Annotated in this window: 16 protein-coding genes; 15 read left to right on the top strand and 1 reads right to left on the bottom strand. The window is 58.3% G+C overall.

Annotated features, from left to right (window positions below; genetic code table 11):
- The first annotated feature begins 1 nt into the window (after position 1).
- From GSQ91_RS20310 to GSQ91_RS20365, 12 genes are all read left to right on the top strand, one after another.
- The gene (locus GSQ91_RS20310; protein WP_158823573.1) at positions 2-745 is read left to right on the top strand and encodes a type VI secretion system accessory protein TagJ; all 744 of its coding nucleotides are present in this window, start codon (positions 2-4) and stop codon (positions 743-745) included.
- Positions 732-2,552 (top strand): type VI secretion system protein TssA, encoded by a 1,821-nt coding sequence (gene tssA / locus GSQ91_RS20315; protein WP_158823574.1) that lies wholly within the window; start codon positions 732-734, stop codon positions 2,550-2,552. The genes GSQ91_RS20310 and tssA overlap by 14 nt, the downstream gene beginning before the upstream one ends.
- A gap of 41 nt (positions 2,553-2,593) precedes the next feature.
- On the top strand, positions 2,594-3,064 hold the full coding sequence (gene tssE / locus GSQ91_RS20320) for a type VI secretion system baseplate subunit TssE (RefSeq protein WP_158823575.1): 471 nt from the start codon (positions 2,594-2,596) through the stop codon (positions 3,062-3,064).
- Positions 3,065-4,903 carry a type VI secretion system baseplate subunit TssF gene (gene tssF / locus GSQ91_RS20325; RefSeq protein ID WP_158823576.1) on the top strand — a complete coding sequence of 613 codons (1,839 nt, stop codon included), beginning with the start codon at positions 3,065-3,067 and terminating at the stop codon, positions 4,901-4,903.
- Entirely contained in the window at positions 4,867-6,003 is a 1,137-nt protein-coding gene (gene tssG / locus GSQ91_RS20330; RefSeq protein WP_158823577.1) for a type VI secretion system baseplate subunit TssG, read from the top strand. The genes tssF and tssG overlap by 37 nt, the downstream gene beginning before the upstream one ends.
- A 40-nt stretch (positions 6,004-6,043) precedes the next feature.
- Positions 6,044-8,746 (top strand): type VI secretion system ATPase TssH, encoded by a 2,703-nt coding sequence (gene tssH / locus GSQ91_RS20335; protein WP_158823578.1) that lies wholly within the window; start codon positions 6,044-6,046, stop codon positions 8,744-8,746.
- A gap of 20 nt (positions 8,747-8,766) precedes the next feature.
- Positions 8,767-10,809 (top strand): type VI secretion system Vgr family protein, encoded by a 2,043-nt coding sequence (locus GSQ91_RS20340; RefSeq protein ID WP_158823579.1) that lies wholly within the window; start codon positions 8,767-8,769, stop codon positions 10,807-10,809.
- Positions 10,810-10,847: 38 nt separating this feature from the next.
- Positions 10,848-11,732, top strand: coding sequence for a PAAR domain-containing protein (locus GSQ91_RS20345; protein ID WP_158823580.1), 885 nt, complete (start codon positions 10,848-10,850; stop codon positions 11,730-11,732).
- Positions 11,725-12,117: a hypothetical protein gene (locus tag GSQ91_RS20350; RefSeq protein ID WP_158823581.1), complete on the top strand. Its 393-nt coding sequence runs from the start codon at positions 11,725-11,727 to the stop codon at positions 12,115-12,117. The genes GSQ91_RS20345 and GSQ91_RS20350 overlap by 8 nt, the downstream gene beginning before the upstream one ends.
- Positions 12,114-12,605: a DcrB-related protein gene (locus GSQ91_RS20355; protein ID WP_158823582.1), complete on the top strand. Its 492-nt coding sequence runs from the start codon at positions 12,114-12,116 to the stop codon at positions 12,603-12,605. The genes GSQ91_RS20350 and GSQ91_RS20355 overlap by 4 nt, the downstream gene beginning before the upstream one ends.
- A gap of 144 nt (positions 12,606-12,749) precedes the next feature.
- A complete protein-coding gene (locus GSQ91_RS20360) occupies positions 12,750-14,378 on the top strand; it encodes a serine/threonine-protein kinase (RefSeq protein ID WP_158823583.1) in 1,629 nt (542 codons plus the stop codon).
- 62 nt (positions 14,379-14,440) lie between these two features.
- Positions 14,441-15,418 (top strand): CsgG/HfaB family protein, encoded by a 978-nt coding sequence (locus GSQ91_RS20365; protein WP_158823584.1) that lies wholly within the window; start codon positions 14,441-14,443, stop codon positions 15,416-15,418.
- A 95-nt stretch (positions 15,419-15,513) separates the two neighbouring features.
- Here the strand turns inward: GSQ91_RS20365 and GSQ91_RS20370 are convergent, their stop codons facing one another.
- Positions 15,514-17,514, bottom strand: coding sequence for a hypothetical protein (locus GSQ91_RS20370; RefSeq protein ID WP_158823585.1), 2,001 nt, complete (start codon positions 17,512-17,514; stop codon positions 15,514-15,516).
- Positions 17,515-17,794: 280 nt separating this feature from the next.
- Between GSQ91_RS20370 and tssK the strand changes: the two genes are divergently transcribed.
- The 3 genes from tssK to GSQ91_RS20385 are packed head-to-tail and all read left to right on the top strand — an operon-like array spanning position 17,795 to position 23,343.
- Positions 17,795-19,150, top strand: coding sequence for a type VI secretion system baseplate subunit TssK (gene tssK, locus GSQ91_RS20375; protein ID WP_158823586.1), 1,356 nt, complete (start codon positions 17,795-17,797; stop codon positions 19,148-19,150).
- The gene (locus GSQ91_RS20380) at positions 19,150-19,872 is read left to right on the top strand and encodes a DotU family type IV/VI secretion system protein (RefSeq protein WP_158823587.1); all 723 of its coding nucleotides are present in this window, start codon (positions 19,150-19,152) and stop codon (positions 19,870-19,872) included. The genes tssK and GSQ91_RS20380 overlap by 1 nt, the downstream gene beginning before the upstream one ends.
- Before the next feature lie 15 nt (positions 19,873-19,887).
- The gene (locus tag GSQ91_RS20385) at positions 19,888-23,343 is read left to right on the top strand and encodes an ImcF-related family protein (RefSeq protein ID WP_158823588.1); all 3,456 of its coding nucleotides are present in this window, start codon (positions 19,888-19,890) and stop codon (positions 23,341-23,343) included.
- Positions 23,344-23,359: the final 16 nt, after the last annotated feature.

Genomic DNA, 23,359 nt, shown 5'->3' on the forward strand with positions numbered 1-23,359 from the left:
CATGGATGCGCTTTCTCTCTACCGAGCCGGCCATCTGCGGCAGGCCATTACAGCGCTTGGTGACGAGCTGAAGAAATCTCCGCTCGACACTAAGCGCCGTACTTTTCTCTTCGAACTCCTCTGCTTCGCGGGTGAGTACGATCGCGCCGAAAAGCACCTCAACTTCCTGGCCGACTCCAGCAAAGAGGCCGCTGCCGGCACGCTTCTCTATCGCTCTGCCCTGCATGCAGAGCGAACGCGCCGCGACATGTTTACAGCCAAAAGCTTCCCTCTCGACCGTTCCACAAAGCCAGCGCTTCCCGGTACGCTGAACGGCACGCCCTTCGATGCTTTTGCCGATGCTGATCCGCGTATCGGAGCGAACCTCGAAGTATTTATTGCAGGCAGCTATACATGGATTCCCTTCACCGGCATCGAGCAGGTTGAAGTTCAGAAGCCTACACGCCTGCGCGACCTTCTCTGGACGCCCGCGAAGGTTCGCACCACACCAGACTTCCGTCTACAGGATCTCGGTGAAGTTCTGCTGCCCGTACTGGCGCCACTCTCTTACCTGTCCGATGACGAGACGGTTGCGCTCGGGCAAAGCACTCAATGGCTGAACGACACGGAGTACGGCCAGCTTCCACTAGGCCAGAAGATCTTCGCCGTCGATAGCGACGATGTGTCGCTGCTGGAAATTCGTGATCTGACCTGGCCGGTAGTCGAGGTTTCCACACCGGAGGAGGCTCCACTTGCCCCTGCGTGACGATCTGCTTGTGCCCATCCCCGGGGAAAATCCCTCCGGCGCGTCGCTTCGATACGACAAAGTCTACGATCAGATCAAAGAAGCCCGCACCGAAGACGATAGTTCTATTCCCACAGGAGATTGGGGCCGCACGGCCAAGAAAGCTGATACCGCACTCGTCATCAAGCTCGCCGGCGAGGTGCTCGCAACTCGTAGCAAAGATCTGCAACTCGCCGCCTGGCTCAGCGAAGCGCATCTCAAGCGCGAAGGCTTTGCCCTGCTCACCGCCAGCCTCGCACTGCTGCGCGATCTGCAGGAGACCTTCTGGGACACGATCTACCCCGAGCCCGATGAGGGTGACGTCAGCATTCGCGCCGTTCCTGTGGAGTGGCTGGGCAATCGATTCGCCGCTCTCCTGCGCGAATTGGGACTGACGAAGTCTGGGCTGAATTACTTTCAGTACAAAGAGTCGCGTGCCGTCGGCTATGAGGCCGATGGTGAGGCCAGCGAGCAGAAGCGTGAGATGCGTTCTGCCGCAATCAGTGATGGCAAACTCACAGCCGAAGAGTTCGACAGCGCTTTTAACGGCACACCCAAGAATTTCTATGCGGGCCTGGAGACGACGCTCTCAGAGGCGCAGGAGAAACTTACCTCTCTCGAAGAGTTTCAGGACGAACGCTACGGCAACGACAGCCCGAACATGGCAAAGCTGCGCACCTCGATCGAAGAGGTGAAGCAGGTTGTTACCTCTCTGTTGAATCGCAAACGCGAGACAGAACCCGATGAAGCTTCCGAGAGCGAGGAGATTGTCGAAGCCACAGAGGACTCGGAACTCGAAACTCAAGACTCGGAACTCGAAGCACAATCATCCTCCGCGCCCGCTAAAAAGAAAGCGCGCTCCGGCGCGGGCTTTGCCGAACCGCAGAGCGTAGACGATGCCTACGCCGTCATCGCTGCCAGCGCACGCTACCTGCGCACGGAGACACCGGGTTCGCCCATTCCCTACTTGTTGGCTACGGCTGTGCGCTGGGGAGAGCTTCGACTCGCCGAATCACCCTCTTATGACTTCATGGTTGCACCGCCGACCGAGGTTCGCCAAAATCTGAAGCGGCTTGCCAATGAAGAGTCGTGGGAAGAGTTACTTACTGAATCACTTGCCGCGCTGGCTGGACCCTGTGGTCGGGTCTGGCTCGATGTCCATCGCTATATCTGGCGTGCGGCATCCTCGTACGGTTATTCCGCAATTGCTCTGGCGGTAGTAAGCTCTCTGCGCGCCGTTCTGCGTGACTTTCCCAACATGCTGCAGTGGAGCCTGGACGACGACACCCCTACAGCCAATCCCGAAACACGCGCGTGGATTGAAAACGAGGTTCTGCTTCCGGAATCTGCGGCAGAGTCTTCTCTTGAAACGCATCACTACGAAGAAGAGGCCAGCACTTCTTCAGCGGCAGAAGCCACTCCCAGCGTGTATGACGCCGCGATGGAGATGGTACGTCACGGAAAGGCGCGTCAGGCCATCGACCTGCTCATGCGCGACTCAGCGCAACAGCCATCCGGTCGTCTTCGCTTTCTTCGCCGCGTGCAGGTCGCCCAACTCTGCCTCACCGCAGGACAGGACGTTGTGGCCTACCCCCTGCTCAAAAATCTGGCGGATGAGATCTCTACGCGCAACCTGGAGACATGGGAGTCCGGCGATATGCTGGCGCAGCCTCTTTCACTTCTTTTAAAAGTTCTCGATGAAAAACAGCATACCGACATCGACCGCGAAAAGATCTTCACGGTTCTCTGTCGCATCGACCCAACCGCTGCCTTTGGATCTCTTGGTTAACGCCTAGCCGTTATTTTTCATCTTCGTACGAGGTAGTTGTAATGGCAAAGACGAAAAACGAATCCGTCGTCACGCAGTCGCTCATGGAACGTCTCATCACCTCGGAGACGGACGACTGGACGGCCTCGCGTGCGCAGTCTTTGCGCATCTTTCGCGATGCGCTCAAACGCGATGTCGAGTGGCTCCTGAACTCACGCCGCCCACCCATCGACGCTATCGCCGACTATCCGCTCGCTGCTGCTTCGGTCATCAACTACGGTCTTCCGGACATCAGCTCCATGGGTCTGAACTCCGCCTCCGACCAGCGCACACTCATCTCCGCGGTGCAACAGTGCCTGCGCAACTACGAGCCGCGCATCACCGATGTTCGTGTCTATCTGGAGAGCTCTGAGGTCGTCAATCGCAGTCTGCGCTTCCGCATTGAAGGCATGATGATGGTCGATCCCGCACCCGAGGAGATCAACTTCGACACCGTGTTGGAACTCAGTAAGGGAGAGTACGAGGTCAAGTAAATGCGCGAAGAGCTGCTTGAATACTACGAACGGGAGCTGGCGTACATGCGCCAGATGGGGGCGCAGTTTGCCGCCAAGTACCCGCGCGTGGCCGGGCGGCTGCTCCTCGAACCTGACCGCTGTGAAGACCCGCACGTCGAGCGGCTGCTCGAAGGCTTTGCCTTCCTCGCCGCGCGTATTCATCTCCGCATCGACGATGACTTTCCGGAGATCACCTCGTCCCTGCTCAACATCCTTTACCCCTCGTACCTGCGGCCGATTCCGCCGATGACCGTCGTGGAGTGTGCGCTGGACCCAGAGCAGGGCAAGAAGACAACCAAGCTCACCATACCGGCAGGAACACCGATGGTCACACGCAAGACCGTCGATGGTATGCCCTGCCGTTTCCGTACCGGCTACGATGTCGATCTCTGGCCCTTCAATATCGTCGAGGGTGAGTGGCGTCAGCCCGAGCGCTTGCAGCCACCTCTGTATGTTCAGGGTGCAGCCGCCGCGCTTCGGCTCAAGCTCAAATGCCTCACCGACGTCAGCTTCGCCGCACTGCCTATCGATCATCTCCGCTTCTACCTCTCAGGCGAAACGAATGTCGTTCACACGCTCTACGAGCTGATGTCCACAAACTGCCTCGAGATTCTGGTGCGTCATCCTAAGGACGCGCAGAAGACCATCCGCATCTCGCCTGACGATTTACAGGCCGTCGGCTTTGAAGATGAAGAGAGCCTGCTTCCCTATACCCGGCGTTCGTTCTCTGGGTATCGCCTGCTGCAGGAGTACTTCACCTTTCAGGAGAAGTTTCTCTTCTTTGACCTGCGCGGTCTTGAAGAGCTGCAGTTTGCCGGGTTTACCGACGAGCTCGAACTCGTCTTTCTCTTCTCTCGCTTTGAACGGCCTGAACGCCAGCAAATGCTCGAGTTGGGCGTGAACGCGCGAACCTTTCGCACCGGCTGCACACCCATCATCAATCTCTACGCGCAGTCGGCTGAGCCTATTCTCGTCTCACAAACGAAGCACGAGTATCCCGTGATTCCCGATACGCGCCATGAAAAGAGCATGGAGATCTACAGCATCGAAGACGTCGTCGCCACCAACCCGAGTACGCGTGAGACGACACGCATCGACCCCGTCTATCTCTATCGCAGCGAGACGCGAGTGGACAACGGCACCGTCTACTGGAACGCGATGCGCCGCCCGAACAAACTCGGCGAACGCGAGCCCTCCACCATGTACATTGCGCTCGTCGATGTCGACAGCCGCGTCACAGAGCCCGACGCCGATGTGCTTACAGTGCGCTGCATGTGCACCAATCACGACCTGCCATCTCGCCTGCCGTTCGGCGCACCCGACGGGGACTTCGTGGCTGAAGGCTTCCCTGCCGTCAAAATGATTACGGCACTTCGACGCCCAACTGCAAGCTACGATGCGCCCGATGCAAAAGGGCAGCTCTGGCGGCTGGTCTCACATCTATCCCTTAATTATTTATCGCTGACTGAGGACGGTCGCGAAGCCCTGCAGGAGATCCTTCGCCTGCACAACTTCACCGACTCCAGCTATCTCGAGAATCAGGTTGGCGGCATCCTCGATCTGCAGTCCGGGCACCACTTCGCGCTCGTTAGTTCGCAATACGGATTGTCTCCGGCGCGAGGAACGAAGGTGGACATTCACCTCGATGAGCAGCAGTTCGCCGGTGGTGGTGCCTTTCTCTTTGCGGCGGTGCTGGAACGCTTTCTCGGCTCCTACGCGCAGATGAACAGCTTCTGCCAACTCTCGGCAACTTCCAATCTACGAAAGGAGCCTCTCGGACAATGGCCACCACGAGCGGGGAACATGGTGCTTCTGTAGACCCCGGTAATGATGAGATCGTCGAAACTCCGCTCCCAGTTCCGGGGCCCAAGACGCTTCTGCTTAAAAAGCAGAGCCTGCCCTGGGAGGTAGACGCGCGCTATGCGGGCATCGCCGCGATGCTGCAGCGAGAGCCCTATCGCGTGCGCTTCTTCCAGGCCGTGCGCCTGATGGAGCGCATCGACCCAAAGCGTCGTCCTGTGGGTCTATTCGTTACGCCGTCCGCCGAGATCGTTCAGTTCTCTGCGCTTCCCACACTCAACTTTCCACCCAGCGAGTTGCACTCCATCACGGTAGATGCTGAGGGGCATCGTCATATGGTCGTCCAGTTCATGGGACTAAACGCAGCGATCTCCGTGCTGCCGACTCCTTATACCGAGTTGTTGCTGAACCGCATCCGAGCCAAAGATCGCGGCCCGTCGGACTTCTTCGATCTCTTCAACCACCGGCTCATCTCGCTCTTCTATCGCGGCTGGCAGAAGTATCGCTTCTACATTGCACTGGAACGTGGCGCCGAGGATGCGCTTACGCCGCGCGTTATGGATATGGTTGGCCTCGGCACTGCTGGACTGCAGCGTCGCATGGATATTCCTGACGAGGCTTGTCTCTACTACGCCGGCCTGCTTGGCCAGCGCAAACGTTCTGCCACAGGCTTGCGACAGATTCTGGAAGATTACTTCCGCGTCTCCGTACAGATTGAACAGTTCCACGGCGTCTGGCGCGCGCTGCAAAAGCCGGATCAGACCTTCCTGCTCGGCACCACACGCCGCAGTGAACGGCTTGGCCTCGGAACGATCATCGGCGACGAGGTCTGGGACCAGAACGGCACGGTCAAACTCCGCCTCGGCCCCCTACCCTTCGATCGCTACACGCAGTTTCTTCCAGGTGCCTCCGCGCATAAAGAACTCACCGCGTGGCTTCGGTTTTATTCGAATCGCTCTCTCGATTTTCTGGTCCAGCTCGTGCTGGAACGAGAGGAGACGCCTCCGGTAGTTCTGGGCGACCGCAGCGCTCTTGGACCACGTCTTGGCTTTGTCAGTTGGATAAAAAATCGACCGCTGGGCCGTGACCCGGATGAGGCCACTTTTCTGATTCATTAACTCGAACACGCGACGTACGTTTCCTCCGGAGGAAACACCGATGGCACTGAATCTGAAGTCTCTTATTGCGAAACTCGACGACGCGACCCGCAGCGCTCTTGAAGCCTCTGCCGGTCTCGCCGTCTCTCGCACTCATTACGACATTGAGGTGGAACACTTCCTCACAAAGGTGATGGATGTTGCGAACAACGATGTCTCCATCATCCTCAAACAATACGGCGTCGACAAATCGCGCCTCACCCAAGAGTTACAACGTTCCCTCGATCGCCTGAAGACAGGCAACGCGCGCTCTCCAGCCTTTAGCCCTCAACTCGTCAAGATGCTTAGCGAAGCCTGGACGATCGCGACGATCGACTATGACTCCGGACAGGTGCGCACAGGCTTCTGCCTGCTCGCACTCTTTGCCAATGATGAACTCGCGCGGCTTGTACGCGATATCAGCAAAGAGATACAGAAGATCAACATTGAAAGCCTGCGCAAAGACTTCTACACCATCGTCGACAACTCCTCGGAACAGCGCACCGTTGCCGCGCCCGGAGCCTCGTTCGCTCCCGGTAGTTCAGCTCCTGGACCGGACGGTGCTCCTCGCGCCACCAAGACGCCGAACCTCGACCAGTTCACCGTCAATCTCACCGGCAATGCCAAGGCCGGCAAGATCGACCCCGTGCTCGGGCGCGATGCCGAGATCCGGCAGGTCATCGATATCCTCATGCGTCGCCGCCAGAACAATCCCATCCTTACCGGCGAAGCTGGGGTTGGCAAGACCGCCGTAGTCGAAGGCTTCGCCAACCGCGTCGTCTCCGGCGACGTTCCTCCACCCTTGCGTGGCGTACATGTCCACACGCTCGATCTGGCATTGTTACAGGCAGGCGCCAGCGTCAAAGGTGAGTTTGAGAACCGGCTCAAGGGACTCATCGAAGAGGTGAAGTCTTCGCCTGAGCCCATCATCCTCTTCATCGACGAAGCCCACACCATGATCGGGGCCGGTGGACAGGCTGGGCAGAATGATGCCGCCAATCTATTGAAGCCCGCGCTCGCTCGTGGAGAACTGCGCACCATCGCCGCGACAACGTGGTCCGAGTATAAGAAATACTTCGAGAAGGACCCTGCTCTTGCGCGTCGCTTCCAGGTCGTCAAGGTTGAAGAGCCTTCCGAGGAGCGCTGCAACACCATGCTGCGTGGCATCGTCGCCTCGCTGGAGAAGCACCATAACCTTCGCATCCTGGATGAAGCAGTTCTTGCTACTACCAAACTCTCGCATCGCTACATCCCCGGCCGACAGCTTCCTGACAAGGCCGTCAGCGTGCTCGACACTGCCTGCGCACGCCTCTCGCTCGGCCAGAATGCGACGCCGCCAGCGATTGAAGACGCGATGCGCCGCATCGACGACCTCGAAGTCCAGAAGCGCATCCTCGAACGTGAGTCGACGGTCGGGGCAAATCACACCGAGCGCCTTGTTCAGATCGAAGAACACCTCCTCTCTACCAAAGTCTCTCTCGAGACGCTGCGTATTCAGTGGGAGAAGGAAAAAGCGCTCGTCGAACAAATTCGTTCTATCCGCGCCGAGCTTGAAGGGACTGCCGATGGCAAGAAGCCCGAGGCGGAAGCAAAGGCAGAAGTCGATGCCAAGCCGACCGTACCCGCTACACGCGAGAACCTCGCACAACTCGAGTCAGAACTCTCTGCATTGCAGGGAGAGAATCCTCTGATGCGCGTGTGCGTCGATGCACACATCGTCGGCGAGGTCATATCCGCATGGACGGGTATCCCACTCGGCAAGATGGTGAAAAACGAGATCACCTCGGTGCTCGAACTCGACCAGCAGATGAAGAAGCGCGTCATCGGCCAGGACGAGGCGCTCTCCGCCATCGCCACGCGCATCATCACCTCCCGCGCCAACATGGATGATCCCGTCAAGCCCGTCGGTGTCTTCCTGCTCGTCGGACCGTCGGGTGTCGGCAAAACCGAGACGGCCATTGCGCTCTCCGACCTGCTCTACGGCGGCGAGCGCAACATGATTGTCATCAATATGTCGGAGTTCCAGGAGGCCCACACCGTCTCGACGCTCAAGGGTTCGCCTCCGGGCTATGTGGGCTACGGCGAAGGCGGGGTCCTTACCGAAGCCGTGCGCCGCAGGCCCTACTCCGTTGTGCTGCTCGATGAGATCGAGAAGGCGCATCCCGACGTCCTCGAACTCTTCTTCCAGGTCTTCGACAAGGGCCGCATGGAAGACGGCGAAGGCCGAGAGATTGACTTCCGCAATACGATCATCCTGCTCACATCAAACGCGGCAACCGACACGCTGATGAAGCTCACCGCCGATCCCGAGACCATGCCCGACATGGCTGGAATCGCGCTGGCGATCAAGCCGGAGCTCAACAAGATCTTCAAGCCCGCATTCCTAGGCCGCATGATGGTCATTCCCTACTTCCCGGTACGCGACGAGAACCTCAAGCAGATCGTTCGCCTCAAACTCGGCAAGATCGTTCGCCGCATCGCCGAGACGCACCGTATCAAACTCGACTTCGACGAGACGCTCATCAGCGAGGTCGCCGCCCGTTGCACCGAGGTAGAAAGCGGCGCGCGCAACGTCGACAACATTCTCTCCAACACACTTCTGCCGGAGGTCTCACGCCAGGTGCTACAGCACATGGCGGAAGGTGATCCTATCAGCCGCATCGCCATTAGCATCGGCGAAGGTGGACGCTTCGACTACACAACGGAAGGCACCCCGGCGGCATAACTCCGCCAGATGGATCCAGCATGGCTACGTATTCGCTGTCAAAACGGACGATCACCTTCACCTCCCCTGTGGGAGAAGACGTTCTTCTGCCTGAATCCTTCCAGGGCACAGAGGGCCTCTCGCAGCTGTTCGACTTCCAACTCGAGCTTCTCGCGGAGACTGGAGCTAAGGTTGATCCCAAGTCGATCGTCGGGCAAAAGGTTACGGTTGGACTCCAGGTCCTCGGCGCCAGCGGACAGCGATACGTCAACGGTCTGGTGGCGAGCCTCTCACGCGGCGACAGCGATAGCCAGTTCGACGTCTATCGTGCGCGCATCGTTCCAGCGCTATGGCTGCTCACACTGAACACCAACTGCCGCATCTTCCAGAGCAAAAGCGTTATCGACATTCTCAAGGCCGTCTTCCAGCCGTACGGTCTGAGCATTCGCGTCGATGCACAAGGCAGCTATCCCTCGCTGGACTACTGCACACAGTATCGCGAAACAGACTTCCAGTTTGTCTCGCGCCTGATGGAGCAGAACGGAATCTTCTACTTCTTCGTTCACACGGCGGACGATCACCAACTGGTCCTGGCCGACGGCCGCAACTCCTACGCTGCATGCCCACTGAACGCGAGCCTGCAATATGTTCCAAGCATGGTCGCCGCGCAGGACCTCGTCGACAACGTTCTGCACGACCTGCGCGAAGAGTCGACCATGGTCGCCGGCAAACATACTCGCTGGGACTATAACTTCCGCAACTTTGCCTCGATGAAGACAGAGCCTGCCACCAGCACCAGCGATTTCGGAAAAGTAACGACCAATGAACGCTATGACTATCCGGGTGCCGGAGCCAACATCAACGATGCAGAAGCGAATTCTTTAAGTAAGCTCGACACCGCACAGATTCAGGTGTCAGCCGTCGCCGAAGATGTCACGAGCGACGTATTTCACGGCAGCTCAAACAGCTCTTCGCTCACCCCGGGCTATACCTTCGATGTAACAAAGCACACCAACACCGCCTGGAACCGCAAGTACCTTCTCACCCAAGTCACCCACACAGCCTTCCAGTCCCCCTCCTATCGCAGTGAAAAAGAAAACCCTTTGGGCGATTATCGAAACATCTTTGCAGCCATCAAAAGTGACATTACCTACAAATCGCAGCAGAATACTGAAAAACCCAACATCCCAGGCCCCCAAACAGGCATAGTCGTCGGCACCTCCGGCGACGAGATCTATCTCGACAAGTTTGGCCGCATCAAGGTTCAGTTTTTCTGGGATCGCGTAGGCAAGGACGATGAGAACAGCGGCGCCTGGCTGCGGGTCGCGCAGCAGTGGGCAGGCAAAGGCTGGGGCACTCACTTCTGGCCGCGCATGAGCGATGAGGTCATCATCTCTTTCCTCGACGGTGATCCCGATCACCCCATTGTCGTCGGCTCGGTCTACAACGGCGTCAACATGCCTCCCTATGCTCTGCCCGACAACGGAACGCGCTCCGGAATCCTCACGCGCTCCAGCAAAGGTGGATCGGCCAGCAATGCTAATGAACTGCGCTTTGAAGACAAGATGGGCAGTGAACAGATTTACCTCCATGCCGAAAAGGACATGGACCAGAGCATCGAGAACAACTCCAACATCTATGTCGGGAAAAACGAGAATATCCACGTGAAAGCCGACCAGTTGATCGCGGTCGACGGCAACAAGAACGAGACCATCGGCGGCGCACACAAAGAGCAGATCGGCGCAGCTTCTAACCGCTCTGTAGGAGCGGACTTCAACGAACAGATCACTGGCAACTACTCGCTACAGACCGGACAAAACCAATACAACACGGTCGGTCAGGTCTATGTCGTGGACTCCGGACAAGAGGTTCACATCAAGGGCGGCATGAAGGTCGTTATTGAGAGCAGTATGGCCCTCTGCCTCACCGGTGCCGGTGGCTTTATCTCCATCGATCCCAGCGGCGTCACCATTCAAGGCCTGCTGGTCAAAATAAACAGCGGAGGCGCGCAGCTGCAGGGCACCCCCGCCTCACCCACCAGTCCCACGGCTCCCGACAAGCCGGTGGACGCTGAAGGAGCCTAAGACTAGCAACGAGTTTGTGAAGGAAAGGAGAAAGAGCAATGGGAATGCCAGCATGCCGCATCACCGATCCAACCGCACACGGCGGCATCGTCGTGCTTGGATTCCCTACGGTGCTCATCGGGTACATGCCGGCCTCGCGCATCGGCGACCTCCACATTTGCCCGACAGTCACAGGCATTGTTCCTCACGTTGGAGGACCTTTCGTACTCGGCTCGTTTACTGTGCTCGTCGGCAACATGCCCCAATCGCGCGTCACCGACATGCTTATCTGCGTCGGACCCCCGGATATCGCGGTCATGGGCGAACCTACGGTTCTCGTCGGAATGGTCGGCATGGGTGGAATCGTCGCAGCTTCTACCGGCATGCAGATGTCAGGTGTATCTACGACGACAGCGTCTGCCGCATCGAATGCAACCTCAAACCTCACAGCCACACTTCAGCAGGACGGCACAACGAAGGTCGCAGCGGCTGTCGGCAACTTGCCTCCAATCACACTCCAGCAGCCCGGATGGCCCGATCTTCCCGCGGCAGACACCATCAACTTCTCGTCTGTGCAGCCGGTCACGCTTCCGCTGGGCACTCCCTTGTCTGCCTTGCAGAACGCCGCCGGAGCGCCCAGCAGTTACTTCATGCCGGCGGTTCCTCCGGAGCTAGCCAATCAGGTCAAACAGTCTGCAACCTCCGCGCTGGATGCAGACAAACAGGTGGTTAGTGCCGTCGTCGATAAGGCAGATGGAGTGAAGGCCTGGATGGGGCAGGCAGCCAACAACGCCAAGCAAGGCGCAACGCAGATCTGGGCGCAGGCCGGCGCTGTCTCCTCACAAGCTCAACAAGCCGCAAACGCCGCAAAGAGCGCTGCAGGCGCCTCCAGCACTGCCGCGCAGTCAGCCACGAACGCTCTCAAGGGGGTACCTCATGTCTAGCGCAATGAATGCACCGGCGATTCCCCAGTCGCTCGTCGAACGGTTCGCTACAACCTATGCCGACTTCGTCAGCGCGCTCGAGGTCGCCGTGCAGTCGGCGCCACAGCATCCGGGCTTCACTGCCGGAGCCGCCCTTCGATCTCTCGAGCAACGCGCGCTTCCAGAACTTCGAAATCAACTGATCAACGTACAAGCTGCGAGGCAGACCTACGCCGATGGCGACACGGCTCCACTGCTCGCTACTGCTCACACGGCACAGAGTCTCTCCCGGGATCTCGACGGCTACGACCTCAACATCAATCACACCGGTAACTACATCCGCGAACAACTCACGTATGTCGTGATGGCTGCCTACCAGGTCATCACAGCTGCAGGAACCGCATGAGCGAACTTCCACAACCCGCTCCTGGCACCGCGCCTATTGGGCGCTGGCTACTCACAGTCGTTCCTGTGGGTTGGGGATTCGTAGCTGGTTATGGTCTCCGCAGCACGACGAACACGCTCGTGCCAAGCAGCCTTCTTTTTAGCGAAGATGTTCTGCCGGCCGGCGACAAGCTTGATCCCTATGTGCAGGCACAAAATAAGATGCTCGCGCAGACCTATCCGATGATGCAGATCGCCGGTCCAGCCGACGCACAGGTGCCCGGCGCGGATCATGCCCAACTGCTCATACTGAAACATCCGGCCACAGGCGGAGGAGATGTCTTCCAGATTCAGACATACGCGCTCGCCACCCGCTGGATCGGCATCGTCACGCTTACCGCAACGCCACAGGAGATTGCTGCAGCACGCTCCGCCATGAATCAAGTCATCGCCGGGCTGCACATTCTTCCTGAAGCCGCCGAACTTCCTCCCAAAGAGGCCTCTCCATGAGAATGCTGTCGTGTTTTTCCTTAATCGTCTCGGAAAGATATCCCCCTCAATTTACTTTTAGCGAAATCTTCCGGTGCACATTCAATCGGCTAACAACAAGTGCTGTTTACAGCAGACAGCAAGATGCTCCAAGAGGAGTCCGATATGTCCTTTGAAACTGGTCAACGCGTAGGCGATTACGAAATTCTGCAGATGCTGGGTGCTGGAGGGATGGGCCACGTTTATCGCGTGCGAAATGTTATCTCCGACCGCATCGAAGCTATGAAGGTTCTCCTCCCCGATCTCGCTGCCGAACCCGATCTCGCTGTTCGCTTCATCTCTGAGATTCGCACACTCGCGAGCTTCGATCATCCCAACATCGCGCAGCTCCACACGGCCTTCCAGGCCGACAACCAACTTGTCATGATGATGGAGTTCGTCGAGGGCTTTACGCTGGAGCATCGCGGCCAGCAAGGGGCGATGCCAGGCGGCGAAGTGGTGCAATACATCTCGCAGACACTCTCGGCGCTCAGCTATGCGCATGCCCGTGGTGTCGTCCATCGGGATATCAAGCCGGCCAACATCATGGTCACGTCGCACGGCATCGCCAAGCTGATGGACTTCGGCATCGCCAAATCGGCGGTCGACAACAACCTGACGCGTCCCGGCACTACGATGGGTTCGTTGTACTACATGTCACCGGAACAGGTGCGCGGCACCACGGTCGACGCACGCTCCGACATCTACTCCATCGGCATCGTGCTCTATGAGTTGCTCGCCGGCCACCGCCCGTTTGAAGCAGACACAACATTTACTATTTTGAACAAGCAGCTCAATGAGCAGCCGCGACCGCCTATTGAGGTTAACCCCTCGCTGCCGACAGCGCTCAACGACATTATTCTTACCGCGCTTGCCAAAGACCCGGCTCAACGTTTCCAGTCTGCAGACGCCTTCCGCAACGCGCTCAAGAATTTTGCTCTGCCTCTCTCAGGAGAAGCCGCCAACAACGTTGCTGCACCAATCCCCATACCATCCGCTACGCCAGCGCCTGGCTATCAGCCTGTACCAACTCCTCAGCCGATACAAGGCGCTCCGCCTTCTTACGCCTCGGCTCCGCCACCGCCTCGTTCCGGTGGTAACAAGCCGCTTTGGATCGCCACTGGAGCGATCGCCGTGGTGCTCGCACTCGTTGCCATAGGCTTCGCCGTGCCGCACTACATGCACACGCACGCCGCCTCTTCAAGCACTCCTACGCTGACCGACACCAGCAATCCTCCCCAAACAGCCCCGGCAAGTACTACGCCGGATTCGGCTCCTGCAACACCGGTGCCCACTGCTGATAGCACTCCTCCAGCGACTCCACCCAGCTCACCCACGCCGACGCCTTCTACACCGATGGCGTCTTCAGGCAACAATAGCGTCGCCAGCGGCACGGGTGCGCCGCATAATCGTCCACTGCATAACGGACAACAGGGCCCAGCTAATAGCAGCCCTGCCGGAAGCGCTCCACCACCTCCTGACAATAGCGCGGAGTTGGAACAGGTAAAGGACCAGCTCATCCAGTTGAATGCGCGAGCCAGTGCGGCACGCCATGGCGTGCAGGAGATTCGCAGTCAGCAGGAGCAGATGGGCCTCGGGCTCCGTGGCGACATCGATTCCGCCGAATCGCGACTCAATGCCTATCTGCACGCGGCCAACGACGAGGTGCGAACAGGTAACGCCACAGCAGCGTCGCGCGACATGGACAAAGCCGAGGTCGAACTTAGCACGATCGAAAAATTCCTCGGACATTGATGTATTGCTGATTTCATCTGTAACTTTCACGTGTTCCAGCCATCGTAAGGAGCTCTACTACCATGCGTAAAATCAATAGTTTTATCGTTGCCCTTCTTCTCGCGACGTCCCCTCTTTTAGCCCAACAGAAGCGCCGCGTCGCCGTTCTCGATTTCAACTATGGCACCGTCATGACGAGTGTGCAGGCTATCTTCGGGACCAATCAGGACATAGGCAAAGGCATCACCGACTTGCTCATCGACAAGCTGGTGAATGACGGCACCTATCGTGTCATCGAGCGCTCGGCCATGAGCAAGATCATCGCCGAACAGAACTTCTCCAACTCAAACCGCGCAGATACAACCACAGCTGCGCAGATCGGCAAACTCCTCGGCGTGGACACCATCATCATCGGTGACATCACGCAGTTTGGCCGTGACGACCACAATATCAATACGGGTGGAGGAGGCGGCACGTTCGGCAGGTACGGCCTTGGCGGCGTCGGCATCCACAAAGCAAAGGCCACAGTTGCCATCACGGCACGCATGATCGACGTCAACACTGGGGAGATCCTCGCTTCCTCCACAGGCACAGGCACCTCGCAGCGTAACGGCACGGATCTTCTCGGTGGCGGCGGCTCCGGCTGGAGTGGTGGTGGCGGACACCTCGACATGGGCAGCTCGAACTTTGGCCAGACCATTATTGGTGAAGCCGTGAAGGCTTCCGTCGATCAACTTGGCGCAGCGCTTGATGCTGACGCCGCAAAACTCCCGGTCGCCGCAGCACCTGCTCCAGTGCCAGTCAACGGTCTTGTTGCCGATGCCTCGGGTGCAGAACTAATCCTCAATGTGGGCGCATCGCAAGGTGTCAGAGTTGGAGACACGCTCAATGTAGCGCACGTAGGTCGTGTCATTAAAGATCCAGCCACCGGCAAACCGCTGCGCACCCTGGAGACGGTGATTGGAACGGTGACCATTGAGAGCGTCGACTCGACCTCCGCTACCGGCAAGTTCTCGGGTTCCGGCGTGGCCAAGGTCGGGGATACGGTTAAAACACCCTAACTATAGATTGGCTTGATCCTAGTTACGAACAAAATCTTTAACGCAGAGGGCGCAGAGGTTTCGCGGAGGTCGCAACGAGATTCGAACCCTCTCCCCTATTTGTGTCCGTGCAACACGAAGAACACTATCACCACGATCACAATAATCAGCAGAACATTTCCGATGAGGATCAACGGAAGATATTTTTGAAGCTTCGATTTCTGAGGAGCAGCAGGAGGTGCGGAGACCTGAGGTGGTTGCAGCTGTGGCATCGGCATTCCGGGCATCTGCATCTGCGGCATCGCCATAGGTGTGGGTTGCGGCGCTTGTGGCATTTGCATTTGCGGCATAGAGAAACCCGGCATCTGCATTGCGACGGGAACGATGGGCGCAGGTGGTGGTCCGGGTGGTATTGCCGGAGCCTGTGCGCGCGCATCCCGCAGAGCCGAGCCGCTGAGTATCTGCGTGAACTCGCTGGGCCCTGACGGAGCAGCAGACTGGGGCACAGGGTTAGAAGGCACGGCAAAGATGTTTGTAGCGCTGCCCGGTATGCCAGAGCTTCCGCCTTTAACAACAGGTGACGGTGGAGGAGTTGTTGAAGGGCCATCCAAAGTCTGCATCAACCGGGTAAAGCCCCCTGGCCCGGCGAGTCCTGCATTGGCAGCGCTCAAACCCTGGTCGCTAAAGGGCGAATCACCTTGACTCGATGTCGAGAATGCAGGCGCTGAAGGTGAGTCCTGTGACATTAGCCCACGCAGCGCGGGATCGCTCGGCGGTGTGCCTGCCTTGGGTTGATCCAATGCCTGCATCAATTGCGTGAACGAGCCGCCCTTCATCGAGGACTCTGACTGACTCGGCTTGGCAGTGTCGAACGGGCTTTGAACGGCCTCGCGTTGAGGCGTTGCCATCGGATTCTGAAAGAACTGAGTGAAGCCGCCGGAGACACTTTGAGGCGCACTGGAAGGGGCCGCAGAAGGTGGTTGTGAAGACTGCAATGCCTCCGTAGCGGCTCCTGCTGTGCGAGGCTTATCCAGCGATTGCAGCAACTGCGTCATGCTGCCCGGGTTCGAAGGCTGCGCATTCGTAGTTACCTGTGGCTGTAGCGATTCCGCAGGCTTGGCAGGAGCGCGCGCCGAACCCAGAGAGGCCATGATCTGCGTAAAGCTCCCCGGAGCCCCGGCTGCAGCCGTAGAAGCTTGTGGCGGCGGTGTCTGAACCAAGGGTGTCGATTCAACAGAAGTCTGCTGCGCGGGAGTGATCCCCGACATGAACTGGGTGAAGCTTCCAGCATCCTCCTTCTTTATCTCAGGTGCCACAGGTGAAGACGCGACGGGAGGTACAGACGCATCATGAGGTGTGGCCACAGGTTGTACAGGAGGAGTGGGTGATGCCGCGCTCCTGGGTCGATCCAAGCGCTCAAGAATCTGTGTGATGCTCTCGACCTTCACTGGAGGCGGCATAGTAGCCTGTGCTGCTGGGGCCGGAGGTGCAGGCTTCTGATCTGTGATCGCTCGCAGAAGCTGACTGAAGCTCGCCTTATCCTGCACTGCATCGCCAGGCTTTATCTCAGGACTCGCGGCTGCAACTGCAGGTGGCATTGAAGGCGGTGCGGAAGGTGTAGCCGAACTCGGAATTTCAGAGGCTCTAAATATCCGTGTAAAGTCTCCAGGCATCTGTACCGACGCTGGCGCGGGAGGAGGCTGCGCCACGACTGGCTCTGGAGGCGGACTCGTTCGCACCTTGCCTGTAGAGGACTTGATGAACACCTCCCGCAACTGCGGCGTCTGGGATCGCACCGCTGGCTTCTGAGTTTCAAAGGCCTGCGGTGCCAGTGGCGTATTCACAAATGCCGGGATACTTCCGCCTGATGGCGTTTGGGGTGCGACGAATGCCGGTGGATGGACCGGGGCAGCCGCCGGAACTTGCGCCGGAGGAGGGGCTTGCACGGCTACGGGTGGCGGCGTTGGCTCACGGAACTGCGCAAAGAAATCGTCGACAGCTGGTTCGCCTGGCTGCGGCGGCGCTTCGGGTGCAGAAAACATACCTGTGGCACTGGAAGGAGCAGGATGAGATGCGTTTCCCGGATCGTTGGGATCGTTTGGATTGCTCGAGGACATCGGAGAACCTCTTTAGGACTCTGACTTCGCAGAACATGCACTTCTGTCCGCAGGCCAAGAAGGCATCGGGATCTGCGATTGTAGTTAGACAGCGGACAGTTGCAGCAAGATTACACTTGCCGCACTTGACAGTAAAGGCCATAAAAACCTAATATCCATGCACCATTCAGTAACTTAATTGAACCTCATCAAGCACGGGTCGCCATGTTTCATGCGTCACGTGTAACTGAATGCAATTGCATCGGTTGCATAAGCTCCGCCAGAGTTCAGGAACTCATTTATGAAATTTCTTTCACGAGTCGTCTGGTCCGAGGGCATGTATCTAGGGCCGCATCACTTTCAAACCCAGAGCCGCTACTTTGAAGACTTGTTGAATTTTCTTACGGTAAGTCTGTGGCACAACCCCTGGGGATTTCTAAACCTGCAACTCGATACCGAAGCCATTCGCAATGGGAGTGCTGTCCTGTTACATGCCTCCGGCATGATGCCCGACGGCCTGACCTTCGATGTACCTGAATGCGACGACGCGCCGCCAGCCGTCAACATCCTCGCGGCCTTCCCACCCACGGATGCAGAGTTACCGATCTTTCTCGCCATCCCCCGCCGGAAAGACAACGGACTCGACTTTGATCCATCGGCCGATCGCGGCTCCGTTCGCTACGGAAGCATGGAGCGCACCCTGCGCGATGAGACAAGCGGGATCGAAGACCGCGAGATTACTCTCGGCGCAAAGAACCTGCAGATACTCACAAAGGACCAACTCACTCCCGACCTCACATCCCTGCCCATTGCACGAGTACTGCGCGACGGCAACGGCGGTCTGATGTACGACCCGGAATTTATCCCTGCGTGCCTGCGCATTCACGCCAGCGACGCGTTGATGGTGCTGATCAAGCGCCTGATGGAGACACTTACCGAAAAAAGCCGGACGATCGCGCGGGGAGATCTAAAGCCCGGACAGTTTCAGGTCGGCATCTCGGCGCTGGAAGTCGCGAACTACTGGTTTCTGCACTCGCTCCACTCAGCGATGCCAACGTTACAGCATCTTTATGCGACGAAGCGCGGACATCCTGAAGAGTTGTTCATGGAACTTTCAAAGCTGGCCGGAGCGCTCTGCACCTTTGCGGTCGACTCCGATCCTTCAACACTGCCTGCTTACGATCACATGAATCCCGGCCAGGGCTTCCGCCAGCTCGACGCACACATCCGGCGACATCTTGAGATCGTCGTTCCTTCCAACTCGGTAAAACTGAACTTTGTGCCCAGTGCCGAACCTTATATTCAGGAGGCACCTGTAACGGATGAGCGCTGCATCCGCCGTGCCCGCTGGATCTTCGGCATTCGTTCTGATATCGGCGAAGCTGATTTGCTTCGCTACGTGCCGCAACTGGTCAAGGTATGTTCGGCGCGCTTTGTTCCGGAACTCGTCAAACGTGCTGTGCCGGGTCTTGTGCTTACGCATGTTCCCGTTCCCCCTTCGGCGATGCGTGCACAGGCTGACATGCAGTATTTCAGCGTCAGCACCTCAGGACCCTGCTGGGAACACATTCTACAAACACGCAAGGTCGGCATTTATATCCCCGGCGAGATTCGCGATCCGCACTTCGAACTAACTGTCATTCTGGAGAACGCCTAATGGCTACGTCTCAACCACCCATACAGGCCGTACAAGCGACAGCACGGACCAACTCGCTGGCGCTCGTCTTTCAGGAGGTCTTTACAGCCGTCCTGCGTACTCGCTATCAACAGCAGCAGGTCTCCGACGCACAACTCTTCCGCACGCACATTCGCCAGGCCATACAGAACGCGCTGCAATCGGCCCGCAACATCGGCTACTCAAGCGAGGTTGCACAGATGGCCGTCTTCGCTGTAGTTGGTTTTTTGGACGAGAGCGTTCTAAACTCCGGCAATCCGGCTTTCTCCGACTGGTCGCGCCGGCCACTGCAGGAAGAGCTCTTCGGCGGCCATCTTGCGGGTGAGACCGCCTTCCGCAACATCCGCGATCTGCTCTCACGGCAAGACTCGCCGGAGGTCGCCGATGTACTTGAGTTGCACGGCCTCTGCCTCCTGCTTGGATTTCGCGGACGCTATGCTCTCGGCGACGCCGGAGAGCTGCATGCGATTCAATCGGCTATCGCCGATAAGATTCACCGCATCCGTGGCAACAGCGGCGTCTGGATGAAGAGCCGTCCGGTCGAGATCCGGACCGTCTCGCGCAAAGACCCGTGGATGATGCCGCTGATCTTCGGCACGCTCGGCCTTTTACTTCTGACCGTGCTTGGCTTCGCTGGTCTCAAGATCACCGAGGGTGCGACCCTCTCGGGCATTCAAGCTACTAATGTCAGCTACGCGCGCTAGCGCCTGGAGTCCGCCGTGAGCAAGAAGATCTTCATCATCCTTGGGCTCGTCGTCTATCTCATCCTTATTTATGTCGCCGCAGTTCTGTTGAAGCTCTCCGGCAGCACAATGGCTCTCTTCATAGGCCTTCTTGCGTTAGTCGGCATCATCGCCGCGATACTCGCACTCTGGTTTATGAGTAAGGACCCTTCCTTCTCCGCTGCCTCAGATCCTGCTCTTGCCAACGAACGCACCGCTCTTCAAACGCTCCTGAATGAAGCCGACCATCGCCTGGCACAGTCACCCAAAGCCGGCGTCAAGCAGCTCAGTGCGCTGCCCATTATTTATGTCCTCGGCGAGGCGAACTCCGCCAAAACCAGCATTGTGCTCAACTCGGGACTCGACTCTGAGCTGCTTTCTGGCCAGATCTACCGTGAGAAGGCGGAAGTCGCAGCGACTCAGTTCGTCAACGTGTGGTTCAGTGGGCCGGCCTCTGTGATGGAGATAGGCGCGCCTGCGTGGAAACAGCGCGGCCTCTGGCAGACCATCATCCGGCACACCTTGCCGAATCGCATTCGAGCGGCTGCTTCTTCCCGCCTGCCTGCGCGCGCTATCGTCGTATGCGTCAACTGCGAGCGCTTCCTCGCCGGGGCGTCGCCCGAAGAACTTCAGGCTTCTGCACGGCAGCTCAACGACCGCCTGCGCGAGATGTCTCAGACGATGGGCATCTCGCTTCCGGTCTATGTGCTCTTCACCAAACTGGATCGAGTACCGAAGTTCGCCGAATACGTAAAGAACCTCAATCAGCAGGAGTCCACGCAACTGCTCGGCGCGACGCTTCCCTTCCTCGCCGCCAACGCCGGACTCTATGGCGAGCGCGCCTCGCAGATCATCGGACAGAACTTCGACGAGCTCACTTACTCGCTCTCCGAGTTTCGCTACGACCTGCTCTCGCGCGAACAGGAAGCGGCACAGCGCGCCGCCATCTATGAGTTCACGCGCGAACTACGCAAACTAAAGCAGCAACTGGTGGAGTATCTCGTCGAACTCGCACGCCCGAGCCAGCTTAGCGCCAGCCCTTATATTCGCGGCTTCTTCTTTACCGGCGTGCGGGCCAATGTGATCCAGGAATCCGTCAGCGCAGCAGCGGTACAGCCCTCCGCCTCGCCCCTCAATGCCGGTGCCACACAGTTCTTCTCCGCGCGCGCCGCACAGGCCGCGCAGGTCCAGCAGAACCCCTCTGTCACTTCGCGCAAGGTCGCGCAGTGGGCATTTCTCGCGTATCTCTTCCCGAACCTTATCCTGCAGGACCGCAGCGCGCTGGAATCGAGCACAGCCAGTAAGCAGGTAAATCTGATGCGCCGCCTCGCGCTGGCCACGGTCTGCTTCCTGCTCTTTGCTTATTTCGTAATGCTGATCGTCTCCTATGCGAACAACCAGTCGCTCGCAGGCGCGATCAAGAAGTCCCAGCAGAACCTCCCAACGCTCAGTTCTCCCACCACCGAACTCGCCGCCGGAACCGATCTACAGCAGATGGACAATCTACGCAGTGTACTGGTACAGCTGCAAGGCTATCGGAAAGACGGCGCTCCCATGAGTTATCGCATGGGCCTCTACGAAGGCGATGATCTTCTTGATGCCGGCCTGCAAACCTACTTCCAGCACTTCCGCCAACTTATCCTTTCGCAAACCCAGACTCGCATCATCACGGCACTCGGCCAAGTTCCCGACACTCCCGCACCTGGAGCGGACTACCAGGCCACCTACGATCCGCTGCGCGCCTACCTGACGACTACCTCGAACCACGACAAGAGCACCGTCGACTTCCTCTCACCGGTACTGCAGCAGTACTACCTGAACCAGCGCACGCTGAGTTTGGAGAACCAGATACTTCTTCGCCGCCAACTCGACTTCTACTCGGCCTATCTCAAAGAAAAGAACCCTTACACGATCTCACCGGATATGGGCGTCGTAACCCACGCTCGCATCTATCTCTCGAAGTTCGGCGGAATTGAGCGCATCTACCAGAACATGTTGGCAGCCGCTGGTAAGACCAACCCCGCAATCGACTTCAATCGCGACTTCCCCGGCTCTGCCGAAACCGTCGTCGCGCCGCATATCGTTCCCGCTGCCTTTACCAAGCCGGGCTTCACCTTCATGCAGGACGCCATCCTGCACCCTGACCGCTACTTCAACGGCGAGGTATGGGTGCTCGGTGATCAGGCCGGCCAGTCCCTCGACTATGCCAACCTCACTACAAACCTGACGCAGCGCTACAGCGCCGACTACCTCGATCAATGGCGTACCTTCCTCAAAACCGCTGCCGTGGTTCACTATCGTAGCCTGCCAGACGCCGCTGCGAAGCTTAACACTATTGAGGGTGCGACCTCGCCCCTCCTCGCTCTCTTCTGGACCGTCTCGCGCAACACGGCTGTCTCGTGGCCAACGATCGCAGACGCCTTCCAGCCCACACAAGCCCTCGTGCCGCCATCGGCGACGAACCAGTACATAGGCCCAGGCAACACGGCCTACGTCAACGCGCTGATTGCCCTGCAAGGGTCGATATCACAGGTAGCGCAGAACCCCGGTGGGGCAACAGATCCCGCCGCCGCCGGCCCCATCATCAGCGCCGCCACCACGGCCCACTCAGCAGCTCAGCAGACCTCACAAGCTTTCCATATCGATCAGACTGCACACGTCGAAGGCATCGTTCTGAAACTCATGCAGGATCCCATCGCTTCCACCGAAGCACTGGTGCGAGGCATGGCTCCCGCACAGGCCAACGGCGGCGGCAAGAGCTTCTGCAGCGGCTTCAATCACATGACGGCGGAGTTCCCGTTCAACTCTGCCAGCACCACACCTGCGTCTCCTGACGAAGTAAAAGCTCTGCTACAGCCCGGCAGTGGCGCGCTTTGGCAGTTCTACGACTCCAACCTTAAAACGCTCATCGTGCAACAAGGCCTGCAGTACGCGCCCGCACCCAACGCACCAGTTCGCGTCACGGGAGGCTTCCTCTCGTTCTTCAATCATGCTGCGGGCCTCTCACACGCGATGTTCGCCAACAACGCGCAGCAGCCTACATTTACCTTCACCATTCGCGAATTGCCGAGTCAGGGCATTACCAACGCGACCATCGCCGTCGACAGCCAACAGATATCAAACCCCAACGAAGCCAAGACTTTCACCTGGACCGTAGGCTCCTCACAGAGCGCCACGCTCACTGCCAGCTATCTTGGCGCGAAGAACCTGCCTCTGCTGCAGTTCAATGGACCATGGGCGATCTTCCAGCTTATGAATAAAGCGAAGTCTACCTGGACACCCAGTTCAGGGCACCTGGAGTTCCCGCTCGAGGTCTCTGGCACGCCGATTCATCTACCCGATGGCACGCCGCTGGTCGTCAAATTCGATGTCACCATGCAGCAGCCCATCGTCTTTGACCATAACTATCTTGCCGGCATGCGCTGTGTCGCCGATGTAGCCAGCGCGAAGTAAGGGTGTTTCATGTCGA

This window comes from Granulicella sp. S156, from assembly GCF_009766105.1.
Lineage (GTDB): Bacteria > Acidobacteriota > Terriglobia > Terriglobales > Acidobacteriaceae > Granulicella.